Below are 16,294 nucleotides of genomic sequence, written 5' to 3' on the forward strand. Positions count from 1 at the left end.
AGATGGCCCGGGCGAAAAACGCCGCAGCAGCAAAGTATCTGATCGATCTGTCTGGGATCGTTCGCGCTCTAACAAGCGCTAAAAATAGCACGCGCGCATTAATTATAGATGGTATTCAGAGCGGTGAGATTATTGTTCTTAGATCGGTCAGCGACGAGTTGAAGGCGGCATATCCGGACGTTTATGAAACGTTCAGGGTACTGACCAGAACCTACGTCACGCCGGGAATAGAGAACATTGTTATGAGCACTGTCCTTATGGAAGACTACGGTGCGGGTATTTTTGGTTCAAATCCGCCGGTTGAGGATTTTGAAGCTATTTCCGTTGCGGAAGACAAGAAGTTGATTATGCTTTCCTATGGAAATTCGTTGAAAAGCTATCGCTCGATTAATAAGAAGTGCAAGCTAATTAGTTGCGACCCAAGATCAGTAGATGATCTTGGGTTTCCTTAACTTTATCACCCCCCCCCTCACACCGGCGCATAGAGCCTCTCGATCTGGTCCAGCACCGAGTCCATCAGCATGCCCCGGGCCTCCTCGCCGGTGAAGATCAGGCGGTAGCCGCCGGGGATGCGCTCGCGGCGGATGATCAGGTTCGAGCGGGGGTAGAGCAGGCGGCGGGGGCGGCCGGGGGCCTGGGGGGTTTGCGGCTCGGTCAGGGACTCTTCGGCCTCGATCAGGATGTTCTGGATCAGCTCCCACTGGGCGGCGGGGGTCTTCTCGTGGTGTTCGCGCAGGGCGACCTCGATCAGGGGGCCGAAGCCGAGGCGGAGGGCGCCGGAGATCCGCAAAAGCTGGCGCAGCGAATAGGTCGGGCCGCCGAGCATGATGTCGCCCAAAGCCTCCACCACGCCAGCCACGGCGCGCAGGCGGGAGCGGGCGGTGGGGCTGATATAGGGGTAGAGGGTGAGGAGGGCGGCGTCGGGGGTGGGGAAATAGTCGAGGCGGACGGATTCGAGGATCAGGGTCGCCTTCTCCCACGGGGTGATTTCGGCGCGGACCTCGTTCTCGGTGACCATGGCGGCCATGGCCTCGGGGATGGTCTCGGGGGTGCGGACGACGACGGGGATGCTGGCATAGTCGCCGTTGCCGCGGATCCGGGCCAGGTTGCGGAAGACGGTGAGCCGGCGCAGGCCCGAGATCAGGCCCCAGTCGCAGGGCGGGCGGCCGGCGAGGGGGAAGACCTCGATCGGCTGGCGCAGACCCTCGGTCAGGATGGAGCGCTGCAGGGTGGCGAGCGCCTCTTCGTCGAGGGTGAAGCGGTCGCGGGGCAGGGCCTCGGCGTCGATGGTTTCGAGGGGGAGTTGGGTGATGGTCATGGGGTCCTCCGGGGGTTTGGCGCAGGATAAACCGGGGTGCGGGGGTGTTGCCCCTGCGAGGCGGTTGCGTGCGGGGCGTTAAGGGGGCATTTTGGGGGCAGATTTCAGGGAGGTTTTCATGACCGGCGGAAGTATTGTGTTCCTTGGCCTGGCGGCGCTGATCGTCATCGCGCTGTTCAAGGCGGTGCGGGTGGTGCCGCAGAGCCAGAAGTTCGTGGTGGAGCGGTTTGGCCGGTTGCGCACGGTGCTGGGGCCGGGGATCAACTTCACGGTGCCCTTTGTCGACCGGGTGGCGCACAAGATCTCCATTCTGGAGCGGCAGCTGCCCCTGGCGCATCAGGATGCGATCACGACGGACAACGTGCTCTTGAAGGTGGAGACGAGCGTGTTCTACCGGATCACCGAGCCGGAGAAGACCGTCTACCGGATCAAGGATGTCGATGCGGCGATTGCGACGACGGTGGCGGGGATCGTGCGCTCGGAAATCGGCAAGATGGAGCTGGACCATGTGCAGAGCAACCGCAACGAGCTGACCACCTCGATCCGCACCCATGTGCGGGCGATGGTGGATGAGTGGGGGATCGAGGTGACGCGGACCGAGATCCTGGATGTGGCGCTGGACGATGCGACCCGCCATGCCATGATGCAGCAGCTGAACGCCGAACGGGCGCGGCGGGCGCAGGTGATGGAGGCCGAGGGCAACAAGCGCGCGGTGGAGCTGAACGCCGATGCCGAGCTTTATGCGGCGGAACAGGGCGCCAAGGCGCGGCGCATCCTCGCCGATGCCGAGGCTTATGCCACGCAGGTGATTGCTGTCGCGATCAAGGAGAACGGGATCGAGGCGGCGCAGTATCAGGTGGCCTTGAAACAGGTCGAGGCCCTGACCGCGGTGGGCAAGGGCGAGGGCAAGCAGATGGTCATCGTGCCCGCCAGTGCATTGGACGCTTTCGCCAATGCCTTCGGGATGTTGAAGGGGCGCTGAGATGGAGATCTGGACGATCTGGTGGGTGTGGGTCGTGGCGGGCATCGTGCTCGCCGTGTTCGAGGTCGTGGTGCCGGGGTTCATCTTCCTTGGCTTCGCGATCGGCGCGGGGCTGACCGGGGTACTGGTTCTGGTCGGAGCGGCGCCGGGCAATGTGGCGCTCTTGGCGCTGTTGTTCGCCATCCTGTCGCTGGCGGCCTGGATCGGCCTGCGCCGGCTGGTGGGCGTGACGCGCACACAAGTGAAGGTCTGGAAGGACGACATCAACGACCTTTAGCCTTTAACCTCGCCTTTACCTTGCGCCCTTAGGCTTTGGCCTTGCAGGAGGTGCCGATGATCACGCTTTACGAAAACCCCGGTTGGGGCTCCGCCATTGTCGAGTTGCAGCTGGCCTTCTACGGCCTGCCGCACCGGCTGATCACGGCGGGCAATGTGCATCAGGACCCGGTGGCGCGGGCGGCGCTGGGCCGGGTCAACCCCTTGATCCAGGTGCCGACCATGGTGCTGGAGAATGGCGAGGTGATGACGGAAAGTGCCGCCATGACCCTGCTTCTGGCCGATCTGGCCGACAGTGACGCGCTGGTGCCCGGGCCGCGTGCGGCGGAGCGGGCGGCTTTCCTGCGCTGGCTGATCTTTCTGGTCGCCTCGATCTACCCGAGTTTTGCCTATTCCGATGCGCCGGAACGCTTTGTGCCGGGCAATGGCGGTGCGGACTATCAGATCAGGGTCATCGACCACCGCAAATCCATGTGGAAGGTGATGGAGCATGAATGCGCCCGGCGCGGCGGGCCGCATTTCCTTGGGGCGCGGTTGACGGCGATTGATGTCTTTCTGGCCTGCATGGTGCATTGGCGCCCGCGGGAGGAGTGGTTCAAGACGGAAACCCCAAATCTCTGGCGCGCCGCCAGCACGGTCTGGGACCTGCCGCAGGTCGCCGATGCCTACAGGCGCAACTTTGGCTGAGGGGGAAGCGGGGGATTTCCTGGGCGCCAAACTGGCCCTGCTGGCGGGCGGGATGATCCTGACCTATCTGCGCGACGATTTCGCCCATATCCCCTGGCCCGCGATGTGGGATCTGCCCGGCGGCGGGCGCGAGGGTGCGGAAAGCCCCGAAGCCTGCGTCCTGCGCGAGCTGGAGGAGGAGTTCGGGCTGGCGCTGCCGCCGGACCGCCTGATCTGGCGGCGCTGCCTGCCGGGGATGCTGGATGCCCGCCGCGACTCGTGGTTCTTTGCAGGGCGGCTTTCGCCGTCCGAGGTGGCGGCGATCCGCTTTGGCGATGAGGGCCAGTTGTGGCAATTGATGCCGGTGGCGGAGTTTCTGGCCCATCCGCAGGCGGTGCCGGCCTTGCAGGACCGCACACGGATGGCTTTCGGCGAAATGGGCTGGCTTTAGCGGTTCGGGCGGTGCTTGGCGGTGGCAAGCTCGGCCTGGATGGCCAGCGCCGCGCGGCGCGGGTCGGCGGCTTGCCAGATCGGGCGGCCGACCACGACGTGATCGGCACCATCCGCAATCGCCTGATAGGGCGTGGCGATGCGCTTCTGATCGCCGGACTCAGACCCCAGGGGCCGCACGCCGGGGGTGACGATCAGCTTGCCTACCGCCTGCGGCAGGGCGCGGATCAGCGCGGCCTCTTGCGGCGAGGCGATGACGCCATCGGCCCCAGCCTCCAAGGCGCGGGCGGCGCGTTCGATGGTGATCTCATGGATATCGCCGGCGCGGATCATGTTGGCATCGAGATCGGCGCGGTCGAGCGAGGTCAGCACCGTGACGGCAAGGATCTTCAGCCCGCTGTCGCCCTTGCCCTCACTGGCGGCGCGCACCACTTGCGGGTCGCCGTGGACGGTGAGGAAGTCGAGGTCATATTGCGCGATGCCGCGCACGGCGGCCTCGATCGTGGCGCCGATGTCGAACAGCTTCATGTCCAGAAAGATCCGCTTGCCGCGTTCCTGCTTCAGCTCGTTGGCGAGCGCCAGCCCGCCGCCGGTCAGCATGCCAAGGCCGATCTTGTAGAAGCTGACCGCATCGCCCAACTGGTCGGCCATGGCGAGGCCCTGGATGATATTGGGCACATCCAGCGCAAGGATCAGGCGATCTTTGGTGATATCGGCGTCTGTCATGGCAGCCTCCTGGGGTTGCGGTCTGTTGCAGGGCAGGGGGGGCGCTGTCAAGACTTCCCTTCCCCGCCGATCCATCCTAGCCAGAGGCAAAGGGAGATCGGCATGATCCTGGCATTCGACATTGGCGGTTCGCGGATCAAGGCGGCGCGGGGCGGGGTTTTCCTCGGCGAAGTGGCGACCCCGGTGCAGGATCTGCGGGCCTTTGTCGCGGCGCTGAATGCCTTTCGGCGCGGGGACGAGCGCGGGATTGCCATTTCGATTGCGGGGGTGGTCGATCCGGCCACCGGGCGCGGCAAGGTGGCGAATATCCCCGCCATCGACGGGCGCGATCTGGCGGGAGAGCTGAAGGCGGCCTTCGGTCTGCCGGTTCTGGTGCTGAACGATGCCGACTGCTTTGCCCTCGCGGAGATTTCGGTGGGCGCGGCGCGTGGGCACCGCAATGTCTTTGCGGTGATCCTCGGCTCGGGGGTCGGCGGCGGTCTGGTGATCGACGGGCATCTGGTGCAGGGCGCGGGCGGCTTTGCCGGCGAATGGGGCCATGGCCCGGTGATCCGCGAGCCGGCCTTTGCCTGCGGCTGCGGCCAGATCGGCTGCCTGGACACGGTCGGTTCGGCGCGCGGCATCGAAAGGCTGCACCAGCATCTGACGGGCGAGGTGATCGGCTCGGTCGAGGTGATCCGGCGCTGGCGGTCGGGGCAGGCCTCGCCCGCCGTCAAGCTGTGGTTGGATCTGGTCAGCGGGCAACTGGCCATGGTGCTGAACGTGGTCGGCGCCTCGGTCGTGCCGGTGGGGGGCGGGCTGGCCAATGACCGGGCCTTGGTGGCGGCGCTGGACCGGGCGGTGCGGGCCAAGGTGCTGCGGCGGGTGGAACAGCCTTTGGTCGTGGTGGCCGAGGCGGGCAGCGATGCCGGCCTGATCGGCGCGGCGGCGGCGGGGGCCGCAGCTTTCGGCGCCTAGGCTCAGACAGGATTTGTAAAGCCATTTCAATCTGATTAGCATCCCCCCGAAACAGGCTGAAGCCATGGGGAGAAAACAATGCCATCGGCAAAAATATTGGCGGAACTCGCCGGGTTTCTGGCCTCGGGTGGGGTCGAGGTGGTCGATTGCACCGGGGTTCTGGGGCCGGAGACGCCGCTTCTGAAGCTGCCGCCGGAATTCGCCAAGGACACGCCGAAGATCGAGATCCACGCCATTTCGAACTATGATCAGAACGGGCCGTTCTGGGCCTGGAACTGGCTGAAGGTGGGCGAGCATTCCGGCACCCATTTCGACGCGCCGCACCACTGGATCACCGGCAAGGATTACGCTGACGGCTATACTGACACGCTGTCGGTGCAGCGACTGGTGGCCCCGGTCAACGTGCTGGATTTCGCCGCCGAATGCGCGGCCAACCCGGATTTCCTGCTGACGATCGACCATGTGAAGGCCTGGGAGGCGAAATATGGTGCGATCAATGCCGGGGAATGGGTGGTCCTGCGCAGCGATTGGGACAAGCGGGCGCATGACGAGGCGCTGTTTCTCAACGCCGATGCGACCGGTCCCCACACGCCGGGGCCGACGGCGGAGGTGATCGAATATCTGGTGGGCAAGGGCATCGCCGGCTGGGGCAGCCAGTGCATCGGCACCGATGCGGGGCAGGCGGGCGGGATGACGCCGCCGTTCCCGGCGCATAACCTTCTGCACAAGAACAACTGCTTCGGTCTGGCGAGCCTCGCCAATCTGGACCGGTTGCCGCCGAAGGGGGCGATCCTGATTGCGGCGCCGTTGAAGATCAAGAACGGCACGGGGTCGCCGATCCGGGCCCTGGCTTTGGTGCCGCGCTAAGACCCGGGGGGCTGTGCGCCCCCCGGACCCCGCAGGACTTTGGCAATTGACGGAAGGGGGCGAGGGTGGCGGAGCGGTCATTTGCGGCGGAAGTGCAGGATCTGCGGCTGGGCGAGGGGGAAACCTTCACCGGCGAGGGGATCCTTGCCATCACCAAGGCCCTGCTGGAAAACGGCGTGGGTTACGTCGGCGGCTATCAGGGCGCGCCGATCAGCCATCTGATGGATGTGCTGGCCGATGCCGAGGTTCTGCTCTCCGAACTTGGCGTGCGCTTCGAGGCGAGTGCCAACGAGGCGGCGGCGGCGGCGATGCTGGCGGCCTCGGTCCATTATCCCATTCGCGGGGCGGTGACCTTCAAGGGGCCGGTGGGGGTCAATGTCGCCTCGGATGCTTTGGCGAACCTGTCGTCCTCGGGGGTGACCGGGGGGGCGCTGATCATCCTGGGGGAGGATTACGGCGAAGGCTCCAGCATCATGCAGGAGAGGAGCCACGCCTTCGCGATGAAGTCGCAGTTCTGGATGCTGGACCCCAGGCCCAACCTGCCCTCGATCACCAAGGCGGTGAAGGATGGGTTCGAGCTGTCGGAGGCGTCGAATTCGCCGGTCATGCTGATGGTGCGGATCCGGTCCTGCCATGTGACGGGGAGTTTTGCGACCAAGGCGAACCGCAAGCCCAAGCTGTCGGTGAAGGAGGCGCTGAGCGCGCCGCAATCGGATTTCGCGCGGATCGTGCTGCCGCCGATGTCTTATGTGCATGAGCAGGACAAGGTGAAAAACCGCTGGCCTGCCGCCGAAAAGTTCATTCTGGAACAGGGCTTGAATGAGGTCTTCGGGCCGAAGGAGGCCCCGGTCGGGTTGGTCATCCAGGGCGGGATGTACAACGGGGTGATCCGCGCCTTGCAACGGCTGGGCTTGGCCGACATCTACGGCGAGAGCCTGGTGCCGATCTATGTGCTGAATGTCACCTATCCGCTGATATCTTCCGAGTTCCTGGCCTTCTGCGCCGGCAAGGAACAGGTTCTGGTCATCGAGGAGGGCCAGCCGGAGTTCATCGAGCAGACCTTGTCGACTTACCTCTACCGCGCCGGGTCTTCGGTGAAGCTGCAGGGCAAGGGTTTTCTGCCGATGGCGGGGGAATATACCGGGCAGGTGCTGCTGGACGGGATCACGGATTTTCTGCGAAAATCCGCGCCGGACCTGCTGCCGGCGCGCGTGCGGGCGCCCAATCAGGACCGGCCCAAGGTTCCCGACCTGTCCAAGACCGTGCCGATCCGCCCGCCCGGCTTTTGCACCGGCTGTCCGGAGCGGCCGATCTTTGCCGCGATGAAGCTGGTGCAGCAACAGACCGGCAAGCTGCAGATCAGCGCCGATATCGGCTGCCATCTTTTCGGCGCGCTGCCGCCCTTCGAGATTGGCGGGGCGACGATGGGCTTTGGTCTGGGGCCTGCGGCCAATGGCGCCTTTGATGGCGGCGGGGAGCGTAGGCCGATCTCTATCATCGGGGATGGCGGGTTCTGGCATAACGGCCTCAGCTCCTCTTTCGGCAACATGGCCTTCAACAAGGCGGATTCGGTGGCTGTCGTGGTGGACAACTACTATTCGGCGGCGACGGGGGGGCAGGATCTGATGTCCTCGCGCGCGGTGAATGCCAGCAAGGCGACGGGGAACCCGATCTCGAAAGCCTTGAAGGGGATCGGAATCACCTGGGTGCGGCAGGTCGACCGGACCTATGACGTGGGGCATATGCGCGACCTGCTCTTGGAGGCGCTGACGACCAAGGAGAAGGGGCCGAAGGTGATCGTCGCCTCGTCGGAATGCATGCTGAACAAGCAGCGGCGCGAGAAGCCTTTGGCGCAGAAGGCGATCGCCGAGGGGCGGCGGGTCGAGGCGCCGCGCTTTGGGGTGGACGAGGATATCTGCACCGGCGATCACGCCTGCATGCGGCTGTCGGGCTGCCCCTCCTTAGGGTTGAAGGTGCTGGACGATCCTTTGCGCGATGATCCAGTGGCGCATATCGACCAGAGCTGCGTGGGCTGCGGCAATTGCGGCGAAGTGGCGGATGCCGCTGTCCTTTGCCCGAGTTTCTATCGGGCGGATGTGGTGCATAACCCTTCGGCGCTTGAGGCGCGCTGGGCGGGCTTTCGGGCAAGGGTGATCGGCTGGTTGCAGGCGCGGCGGGCAGCCAAGCGGCTGACGTTCGAGGCCGCGCCATGAACGTGGGTCTGAAAGCGCAGGCGATCGACCCGAAGCTCGGCAGCATCATCAAGCTGGCGGTTCTGGCGGTGGGCGGGCAGGGCGGCGGCGTGCTGACCGGCTGGATCGAGGCTTTGGCGCGCGCGCAAGGCTATGCGGCGCAGGCGACGAGTGTGGCGGGGGTGTCGCAGCGGACGGGGGCTACGGTCTATTATATCGAGATGGCGCCGGCCTCGGGCGGGGTGCCGATCTTCTCGCTCATGCCGGCGGCGGGGGATGTCGATATCCTGATCGCTTCGGAGTTGATGGAGGCGGGCCGCGCCATGCTGCGCGGGTTTGTCACGCCAGAGCGGACCACGCTGATCGCCTCGACCCACCGGGCGCTGGCGGTGTCGGAGAAAATCGCGCCGGGCAACGGGATCGCCGAGGCGGCGGAGGTGATGGCGGCGGCGGGCCTGACCGCCAAGCGGTTCATCGCGGCGGATTACGACGCCTTGGCGGTGGCGAACCGCTCGGTGATTTCAGCGGCCCTGTTCGGGGCTTTGGCCGGTTCAGGGGCGCTGCCCTTCCCGCGTGAGGCCTTCGAGGCGGCGATCCGGCAGGGCGGCAAAGGGGTGGAGGGTAGTCTGCGCGCGTTTGCCGCCGGGTTTGATGCGCAGGCGCCGGTGGCGGAGAAGGCCGCCAAGCCCGCCGCGTCGCAGGTGCGGGGACCGGCGCGGCTGATGGCGCGGTGGCAGGCCTTGGAGGCGCGGGTGGCGGCCTTGCCCGCTCCGGTGGCCGAGATGGCCTTGCCGGGCCTGCGCAAGGTGGTGGATTTTCAGGACCTAGACTATGGGGCGGAATACCTCGACCGGCTGGCTGGGGTTCTGGCGCGGGATGATGCGGCGCAGGGCTTTCTGCTGGCGCGGGAGGCGGCGAAGTATCTGGCCAATGCGATGTGTTATGACGATGTGATCCGGGTGGCGGATCTGAAGACCCGTGGCCCTCGGTTCGCGCGCATCGCCGCCGAGATGCGGGTGAAGGCGGGGAACCTTCTGCACCTGACGGAATACATGCACCCGCGGGCGGAGGAGATCGCCGGGCTGTTGCCGGCCGCTTTCGGGCGGAAGGTGCAGGGAAATCCGGTCTGGATGGCGCGGCTGGAGCGCTGGTTTGGCCGCGGGCGGCATCTGCGGACCGATGGGCTGTGGGCCTATGGCACGCTTTACGTCTTGGGCGGGATGAAGTTCTGGCGGAGGCGCACCCTGCGTCATGCAGAGGAGGTGGCCCATCTGGAGGCATGGCTGGCGCGCGCGCTGGACTGTCTGCCGCGCTATGATCTGGCGGTGGAGGTGATCCGCTGTCGCCGGCTGATCAAGGGCTATTCGGATACCCATGCGCGGGGGATGTCGAAGTTCGACAAGGTGTTGGAGGCCATGGCGCTGGTGGAGGACCGCGCGGATGCCGCCGACTGGTTGCGCCGTCTGCGCGAGGCGGCGTTGAAGGACGAGGAGGGCAAGGCGCTGGACGGTGCCATTGCCACGATCCGCAGCTTTGCCGGTCAGACCAGCGCCAAGGCCACCTGAAAGCCGCGGTCGCGGGTGACAGGGGAGCGCAGGGTCAGCTCCTGCCCCAGCCCGCGGGCGATGCCGGCGGCGATGGCGAGGCCGAGGCCGGAGCCGCTGCTGCGGGCGCCGGCGCGTTCGAAGCGCAGGGTCAGGGTGGCCAGAACCTCGGGCGGGATGGCGGGGCAGTCGTTGGTGACGGTGAAGACTCCGGCGGGGGAGAGGGAGACGCTGACCGGCGTGGCCGTGCCATGCACAAGCGCGTTCTCGATCAGGTTGCGGGCCAGAACCGCGAAGGCGTCGGGGTCGAGGCGGGAGAGGACTGCGCCTTTCGGCAGGTCGGCGTTGATCCGGTCGGGGGCGGAGCGGGCGAAATCGCCCAAGACCACCTTCAGGATCGGCACGAGGTCGGCGGGCGCGGTGCCGAGCATCGCGCCGCCTTCGGCGCGGGCCAGTTGCATCAGCTTTTCGGCCAGCCGGGCGAGGCGCTTCAACTCCGCCTCGACCTGCAGGGCGCGGTGGCGCAGGGGGCCTTCCGGGCTTTCGGCGACGAGGCGCTGGGTTTGCGCCAGGGTGGCGGCGATGGGAGTGCGAAGCTCGTGGGCGGCGTTGGCGGCGAAGCTCCGCTCGGCCTCCAGCGCGCGTTTGAGGCGGGCCATCAGGCGGTTGGCGGCGGCCTCGATCGGGATCAGCTCGCTGCGCAGGTCGGGCAGGCGCAGGGGGGTCAGGTCATCCGCCCCTTTCAGCCGCAGGGCGACCGACAGATGCGACAGGGGGCGCAGCCCGCGACTGACCCAGAGCGCCACGCCGAACAGCGACAGCGGCAGAAGCACGCCCAAGGGCACCAGCATGGCCAGAACCGTCTCCTCCAGCGCCTTCTGGCGGTGGGTCAGCGGCTCGGCCACCTCGATCACATATTGGCCGGACACGGCAGAGCGGCTGTAGACCCGGTGGTTGGGCGTGGTGAAGAAGCCCTCGCCATGGACCGCGTCAAAGACTTTGGGGTCGGCGTCATGGGAATAGAGCAGGATCTTTCCGTCTGCATTCCGCACGATATAGGTGATCTTCTCATCCCGATGCGCCAGCGGCAGGATGCGCTGGGCGGTCAGGCCATCGCCGGAGCCTATCAGTTCGACCACGGCCAAGGGCAGGATCCGCTCGCCGGTTTCCTGCAGGGCGGCATCGAAGCTTTCGTCGATCTCGCGCCGCACGACATAGGCGCTGCCCACCACCGCGCCGACCCAGAGGACCAGAAGGATGGCCGAGACGCCGATCGCCAGCTGACCGCGCAGGCTTTGCGTCAGGAACTGCCAGAGTTTCATGGCGTGCCCAGCCGGTAGCCGAGGCCACGGATCGTCTGCACCACGTCCTTGCCGAGTTTCTTGCGCAACCGGCTGACATAGACTTCGATCGTGTTGCTTTCGACCTCGGCATCGAAGGAGTAGAACTGATCCTCGATCTGGCTTTTCGAGACGATCTGGCCGGGGCGCTGCAAGAGGACTTCGAAGATGATCCATTCGCGCTGGGACAGGTCGATCTGGCCATCGGGGCCATGGACCGCGTGGGCGGCAAGGTCGATCTGCAGCGCGCCGAGGCTGATCAGCGGGTTGGGGTTGCCGGAATAACGCCGCGCCACGGCGCTGATGCGGGCGGACAGTTCGGCGAGGTCAAAGGGTTTGACGATGTAATCGTCGGCCCCGGCGTTCAGCCCCTCGATCCGTTCGGTGATGCGGTCATGCGCGGTCAGGATCATCACGGGCGTGACCGAGCCCTTGGCGCGCAGGGCCTTCAGGAAGTCGAGCCCGCGCCCGTCGGGCAGGCCAAGGTCCAGCAGGATCAGGTCATAGGACACCGTCGCCACAAGATCGCGGGCATAGGCCAGCGAGGGCGCAAGGTCGGGCAGGTGGCCTTCGGCGGCGATCTGGTCGCGCACCGCCGAGCCCAGGCCGGGGTCGTCCTCTATCAGCAAGATCCGCATCGGGCCCTCCGTTCGCCCGCACCAAGGCGTGATGAAGCTGACACCAAGCTGAACCGGGGGGCAAGGCGGCGTTCAGGTCGCCGTCAGGTTTGTGGTGCTGATGGCCGGCAGGCGTCAAAGGATCACCTCATGCGGCGAATCATTTTCATCGGCCTTCTGGCCTGCCTTCCCAGCCTGCCGGCCAGGGCCGAGATCGAATGCCAGACCCCGATGGAGGCTTGGCAGCCGGTGTCCAGGCTGCGCGAGGTGACCGACAAGATGGGCTGGACCGTGCTGAAGATCCGCGCCGACGACGGCTGCTACCACGTTCTGGCGACGGACCGCGACGGTCGGGTCGTTAAAGCCGTGTTCGACCCGCAAAGCCTGAAGCTTCTGGGTCCCTCCCACGACAGCGATGACGAAGACCACGAAACCACGGGCGGTTCTGCCGACAGCGCAGACTGATCCCCGCAACGCCCCCTACCCCCGGAGTTCCCATGAACCGCTCATCCACCGCCCTTTCGCTGTCGCTGGCAGCCCTGTCGCTTGCACCCCTGGCCGCCGCGGCGCAGCCGGTCAAGATGCAGGTCAAGATCGCCGATTACAGCGGTCCGGGCACCTATCTGGCGCTGTACCTCACCGATGCCTCCGGCGCGTTCAAGAAGACGCTCTGGGTGGCGGGGGACCGCACGCGCTATTGGCGGCACCTGCGGACCTGGTATCAGGCGACCGGCGGCGCCGGGGCCGATGGCGTGACCGGGGCCAGTGTCGGCTCGGGCCGGACGCTGACAGTGGATGCCGATATCGCGGCCGCGATGATTGATGCGGGCTATGTGCTGCACATCGACGCCGCTGCCGAGAATGTGGCGGAAAGCCCGGATGAAGTCTCGGTCCCCCTGACCAAGGCGGGTGCGGGTCAGCCGGTGGTCGGCGACGGCTTCATCGCCAAATTCCAGTACAGCATGTGAAGGTGGCGTGATGCTGCGACGTTTGCACTCGCTTCCCGGGCTGGTCTTCGGGCTGGTTCTTCTGGTGCTGGCCTCCTCCGGTGCCATCCTGTCGCTGGCGCCGATGCTGGAGCGTGTGCAGGCGCCGGCGGTTGCGGGCCTGAGCGTGGCGGATGTCGCGGCGAAAGCCGAGGCTGCGAACCCGGGCCTCTCCAAGCTGCACCGCAGCCCCAATGGCGTGATCAGCGGCTCGGTCAAGGCCAAGCTGGGGTTTCAGACCCTGGTGATTGACCCCGCCACGGGCAAGGCCACGGGCCAAGCCGGGCCGGGCGGTTTCCTCGACTGGGTGAAAGAGCTGCACCGCTCGTTCTTTCTGGACCAGACCGGCCATGCGGTTTCCGGCGTCAGTGCCGGGATGATGCTGGTTCTGGCGCTGAGCGGGGTGTTCCTGCTGGCACTGGCCCTGGGCGGCTGGTGGCGGCTGACGCGGCCGGTGCGCAGCACGGGGGCGCGCGGCTGGCACACCAGGCTGGCGCGGCTGGCGGTGGCGGGGCTGTTTGTCTCGGCGCTGACCGGGGCCTATATGTCGCTGGCCACCTTCGGGTTCATCAGCGACGGCAGCCAGATCGAGGCGGCCTTTCCCGACAAGGTCGCCACGGGGACGGCGCTGCCGGTCGCCCAGCTGGCGGCCCTGCAGGCGCTGCCCTTGTCCGATCTGCGCGACCTGACCTTTCCCGCGCCGGGCGATCCGACCGACGCCTTCCTGATCGCGACCGCGCAGGGCGAGGGCTATGTCGATCAGGTCACCGGGCAGATGACGGGCTGGATCGGCTATGGCCCGGCGCGCCAGCTGTGGGAGTTTGTCTATATGCTCCACACCGGGCAGGGGTTGTGGCTGGTCGGGCTGGTGCTGGGGCTTTCGGCGCTGATGGTGCCGGTGCTGTCGGTGACCGGCACCGCGATCTGGTGGGCGCGCCGCAAGGCCGGCCCGCGCCTGCGCCACAACGCTAGGCCCGCGGTGGCCGATCTGGTGATCCTGGTCGGCTCGGAAAGCGGCGCCACCTGGGGCTTTGCCGGTTCGCTGTCGGAGGCGCTGCACAAGCACGGCTTCAAGGTCCATGTTGCGGCGATGAACGAGATGACCGCCTATCCCCAGGCCGGCGGCATCATCGTGATGGCCGCGAGCTATGGCGACGGCGAGGCGCCGGCCAGCGCCAGCCGCTTTCTGGACCGCCTGGTGCAGGCGAGCCAGAAGCTGCCGGTCGCCGTGCTGGCCTTTGGCGACCGGATGTTCCCGTCCTATTGCGGCTATGGCCTCAAGGTGGCCGAGGCGCTGCGCCTGGCGGGTTTCCCGGCCTTCCTGCCCCTCGCCCGGGTCGATCGCCAGTCCAACGCCGATTTCAACGCCTGGGTGCAGGATCTGGGCAAGCTTCTGGGGTTGGAGCTTGCGCCTGAACACCACGCCAACCTGCCGAAGCTGGCGGAGCTGGAGCTGGTCTCGCGCCAGGATTACGGTGCGCAGGTGCAGGCGCCGACGGCGGTGCTGCGCTTTCGTGCGGTGCGGCCGGCGGGCTGGAGGGGCTGGCTGTCGCGCGGGCCGGCCTTTGCGGCGGGCGATCTGTTGGGGGTGATCGCCCCCGGCAGCGACCTGCCGCGGCTCTATTCGCTGGCCTCCTCACGCCGCGACGGTTTTGTCGAGATTGCGGTGCGCAAGATGCCGGGGGGCCTCTGTTCCGGCTGGCTGAACGAGATGGCGCCGGGTGACCGCATCCGCGCCTTCGTGCGGCCGAACCCGGCCTTCCGGCCGCAGGCGAAGGGTCCGGTGATCCTGATCGCGGCGGGAACCGGGATCGGGCCGATGGTGGGCTTTCTGCGCGGCATGAAGCCGGGGCGCGGGGCGGAGCTGTATTTCGGCGCCCGCGATCCGGGGTCGGACTATCTTTTTGGCGTGGAACTGGCGCTGGGCCTGAAACAGGGCCGCCTGTCGCAGCTGACCACGGCCTTCAGCCGGGTGCGTGACCGCGCCTATGTGCAGGACCGGTTGCGCGCCGACGCCGCCCATCTGCGCGACCAGATCCTGCGCGGCGGTCAGGTGCTGGTCTGCGGCAGCATCGCCATGGCCCGCGCCGCCGCCGCCGAGATCGAGGCGGCGCTGGCCCCTGCCGGCCTTTCGGTCGCCACCTTACGCGCCGAGGGCCGCTATCTGGAGGACGTCTATTGACCCTGCGCACCCTCTCCGGCCCGGCGATGGGCAGTCGCTGGACCGCAAGGCTGGACTGTTCGGACGCCGAAGCCGCGCGCCTGACCCCGCTTTGCGCCGCAGCCGTCGAGGCGGTGGAGCAAGCCACCAGCAACTGGCGCGCGGACAGCGACCTCACCCGCCTGAACGCGGCGGCACCGGGGGACTGGGTGGCTCTGCCCCGGCATCTGGCGACTGTCCTGACCAAGGCGGTGGAGATTGGCCGCGCCTCGGACGGGCTGTTCGACATCGGCGTCGGTGCCCTCGTGCGGGCCTGGGGTTTCGGCCCGGCGCAAGGCAAGGCGGACCAGAGCGCGATGGCGGCTCATCTGGGCACGCCCTCGCGCGGGTTCGACATGCTGGAACTTGACGGCGACCGGGGGCGCAAGCTGGGCCCGGTCGAGGTTGACCTCTCGGGCATCGCCAAGGGCTATGGCGTGGATATGCTGGCTGAAACGCTGCGCGGTGCCGGGGTAACCTCGGCGCTCTGCGGGCTGGATGGCGAACTGGTCGCTATGGGTCAACGCCCGGATGGCAGGCCCTGGGCCGTGGCGCTGGAGGAGCCCGACCCATCGCGCCGCGCGGCCCGCGGCATGATCGAACTTGCCGACCGCGCCATTGCCACCTCGGGCAGCTACCGGCATTTCGTGACGCTGGGCCAGCTGCGCGTCTCGCACACGATGAACCCCAGACGCGGCGGGCCGGCGATCAGCCCGCTCGTCTCGGTCAGCGTGCTGCATCGGACCTGCATGGAGGCGGATGCCTGGGCCACCGTCCTGATGGTCCTGGGCGACAAGGCCGGGCCGGACTTTGCCCGTGCCCGCGGGATCGAGGCGATCTTCCTGACCGAGGCCGGGGAAGAGGTCACCGAGACCTTCGCCGGTTTCGCCGCCACCTGAGGGTGCGCCACCTGATTTTTCGCAGAGGGTCTTGACTAGCATAGAGCCAGAAAACTGGCGCAATGCTATGAAAAGGCTTATGAATCGCTACGCAAAAAGTTCGAAACTTTCTGAAGCCCAATTTCGGGCCTTCATCAGGCTCGTCGCGGCCGATCTCACGGCCAGTCAGATCGCGCAGGTCAGCGGCCTCAACCGCAACACGGTGAACCGTTTTCTGAGCCTTCTGCGCCTGCGCATGTCCGATTGGTGCGAGGCGCAGAAGCCCTTTTTCGGC

The 16,294-nt window shown here is 66.8% G+C and carries 17 protein-coding genes and 1 pseudogene; 14 read left to right on the forward strand and 4 right to left on the reverse strand.

Annotated features, from left to right (window positions below; translation table 11 throughout):
• Positions 1–2 precede the first annotated feature (2 nt).
• Entirely contained in the window at positions 3–452 is a 450-nt protein-coding gene (locus tag AC1DVR_RS11180) for a hypothetical protein (RefSeq protein WP_478000644.1), read from the forward strand.
• A gap of 17 nt (positions 453–469) precedes the next feature.
• On the opposite strand, the gene AC1DVR_RS11185 is transcribed toward AC1DVR_RS11180, so the two are convergent.
• Entirely contained in the window at positions 470–1,318 is an 849-nt protein-coding gene (locus tag AC1DVR_RS11185) for a ParB/RepB/Spo0J family partition protein (protein WP_478000645.1), read from the reverse strand.
• 118 nt (positions 1,319–1,436) lie between these two features.
• Between AC1DVR_RS11185 and AC1DVR_RS11190 the strand changes: the two genes are divergently transcribed.
• From AC1DVR_RS11190 to AC1DVR_RS11205, 4 genes are read left to right on the forward strand one after another with little or no spacing between them, the layout of a single operon-like run.
• Positions 1,437–2,300, forward strand: a complete 864-nt coding sequence (locus AC1DVR_RS11190) for an SPFH domain-containing protein (RefSeq protein WP_478000646.1) — start codon at positions 1,437–1,439, stop codon at positions 2,298–2,300.
• Position 2,301: 1 nt separating this feature from the next.
• Complete coding sequence (locus tag AC1DVR_RS11195) at positions 2,302–2,577, forward strand: NfeD family protein (protein WP_478000647.1); 276 nt, start codon at positions 2,302–2,304, stop codon at positions 2,575–2,577.
• A 56-nt stretch (positions 2,578–2,633) separates the two neighbouring features.
• A complete protein-coding gene (locus tag AC1DVR_RS11200) occupies positions 2,634–3,263 on the forward strand; it encodes a glutathione S-transferase family protein (RefSeq protein ID WP_478000648.1) in 630 nt (209 codons plus the stop codon).
• Positions 3,256–3,693, forward strand: a complete 438-nt coding sequence (locus tag AC1DVR_RS11205) for an NUDIX hydrolase (protein WP_478000649.1) — start codon at positions 3,256–3,258, stop codon at positions 3,691–3,693. Before AC1DVR_RS11200 ends, AC1DVR_RS11205 begins: the two co-directional genes overlap by 8 nt.
• Here AC1DVR_RS11205 and pyrF read toward each other — a convergent pair.
• The gene (pyrF, locus tag AC1DVR_RS11210) at positions 3,690–4,418 is read right to left on the reverse strand and encodes an orotidine-5'-phosphate decarboxylase (RefSeq protein ID WP_478000650.1); all 729 of its coding nucleotides are present in this window, start codon (positions 4,416–4,418) and stop codon (positions 3,690–3,692) included. The genes AC1DVR_RS11205 and pyrF overlap by 4 nt on opposite strands.
• A 102-nt stretch (positions 4,419–4,520) precedes the next feature.
• Between pyrF and AC1DVR_RS11215 the strand changes: the two genes are divergently transcribed.
• The 4 genes from AC1DVR_RS11215 (at position 4,521) to AC1DVR_RS11230 (ending at position 9,999) form a co-directional block, all read left to right on the forward strand.
• Complete coding sequence (locus tag AC1DVR_RS11215) at positions 4,521–5,375, forward strand: ROK family protein (protein WP_478000651.1); 855 nt, start codon at positions 4,521–4,523, stop codon at positions 5,373–5,375.
• Positions 5,376–5,453: 78 nt separating this feature from the next.
• Positions 5,454–6,242, forward strand: coding sequence for a cyclase family protein (locus AC1DVR_RS11220; RefSeq protein WP_478000652.1), 789 nt, complete (start codon positions 5,454–5,456; stop codon positions 6,240–6,242).
• A 65-nt stretch (positions 6,243–6,307) separates the two neighbouring features.
• Positions 6,308–8,455, forward strand: a complete 2,148-nt coding sequence (locus AC1DVR_RS11225; RefSeq protein ID WP_478000653.1) for a thiamine pyrophosphate-dependent enzyme — start codon at positions 6,308–6,310, stop codon at positions 8,453–8,455.
• Positions 8,452–9,999: an indolepyruvate oxidoreductase subunit beta family protein gene (locus tag AC1DVR_RS11230; protein ID WP_478000654.1), complete on the forward strand. Its 1,548-nt coding sequence runs from the start codon at positions 8,452–8,454 to the stop codon at positions 9,997–9,999. The genes AC1DVR_RS11225 and AC1DVR_RS11230 overlap by 4 nt, the downstream gene beginning before the upstream one ends.
• Here the strand turns inward: AC1DVR_RS11230 and AC1DVR_RS11235 are convergent.
• Positions 9,975–11,300, reverse strand: coding sequence for an ATP-binding protein (locus tag AC1DVR_RS11235; RefSeq protein WP_478000655.1), 1,326 nt, complete (start codon positions 11,298–11,300; stop codon positions 9,975–9,977). The genes AC1DVR_RS11230 and AC1DVR_RS11235 overlap by 25 nt on opposite strands.
• Positions 11,297–11,956: a response regulator gene (locus tag AC1DVR_RS11240; protein ID WP_478000656.1), complete on the reverse strand. Its 660-nt coding sequence runs from the start codon at positions 11,954–11,956 to the stop codon at positions 11,297–11,299. Before AC1DVR_RS11240 ends, AC1DVR_RS11235 begins: the two co-directional genes overlap by 4 nt.
• Before the next feature lie 129 nt (positions 11,957–12,085).
• Between AC1DVR_RS11240 and AC1DVR_RS11245 the strand changes: the two genes are divergently transcribed.
• From AC1DVR_RS11245 to AC1DVR_RS11265, 5 genes and pseudogenes are all read left to right on the forward strand, one after another.
• The gene (locus AC1DVR_RS11245) at positions 12,086–12,400 is read left to right on the forward strand and encodes a PepSY domain-containing protein (protein WP_478000657.1); all 315 of its coding nucleotides are present in this window, start codon (positions 12,086–12,088) and stop codon (positions 12,398–12,400) included.
• A gap of 32 nt (positions 12,401–12,432) precedes the next feature.
• Positions 12,433–12,903, forward strand: a complete 471-nt coding sequence (locus tag AC1DVR_RS11250) for a DUF2271 domain-containing protein (RefSeq protein ID WP_478000658.1) — start codon at positions 12,433–12,435, stop codon at positions 12,901–12,903.
• Positions 12,904–12,913: 10 nt separating this feature from the next.
• Complete coding sequence (locus AC1DVR_RS11255) at positions 12,914–15,103, forward strand: PepSY domain-containing protein (protein WP_478000659.1); 2,190 nt, start codon at positions 12,914–12,916, stop codon at positions 15,101–15,103.
• Positions 15,100–16,020 carry an FAD:protein FMN transferase gene (locus AC1DVR_RS11260; protein ID WP_478000660.1) on the forward strand — a complete coding sequence of 307 codons (921 nt, stop codon included), beginning with the start codon at positions 15,100–15,102 and terminating at the stop codon, positions 16,018–16,020. Before AC1DVR_RS11255 ends, AC1DVR_RS11260 begins: the two co-directional genes overlap by 4 nt.
• 67 nt (positions 16,021–16,087) lie before the next feature.
• Positions 16,088–16,294: pseudogene (locus AC1DVR_RS11265) on the forward strand (IS1595-like element ISTne1 family transposase); the annotation flags it as partial.

The organism is Rhodobacter sp. P2_H5 (assembly GCF_056403335.1).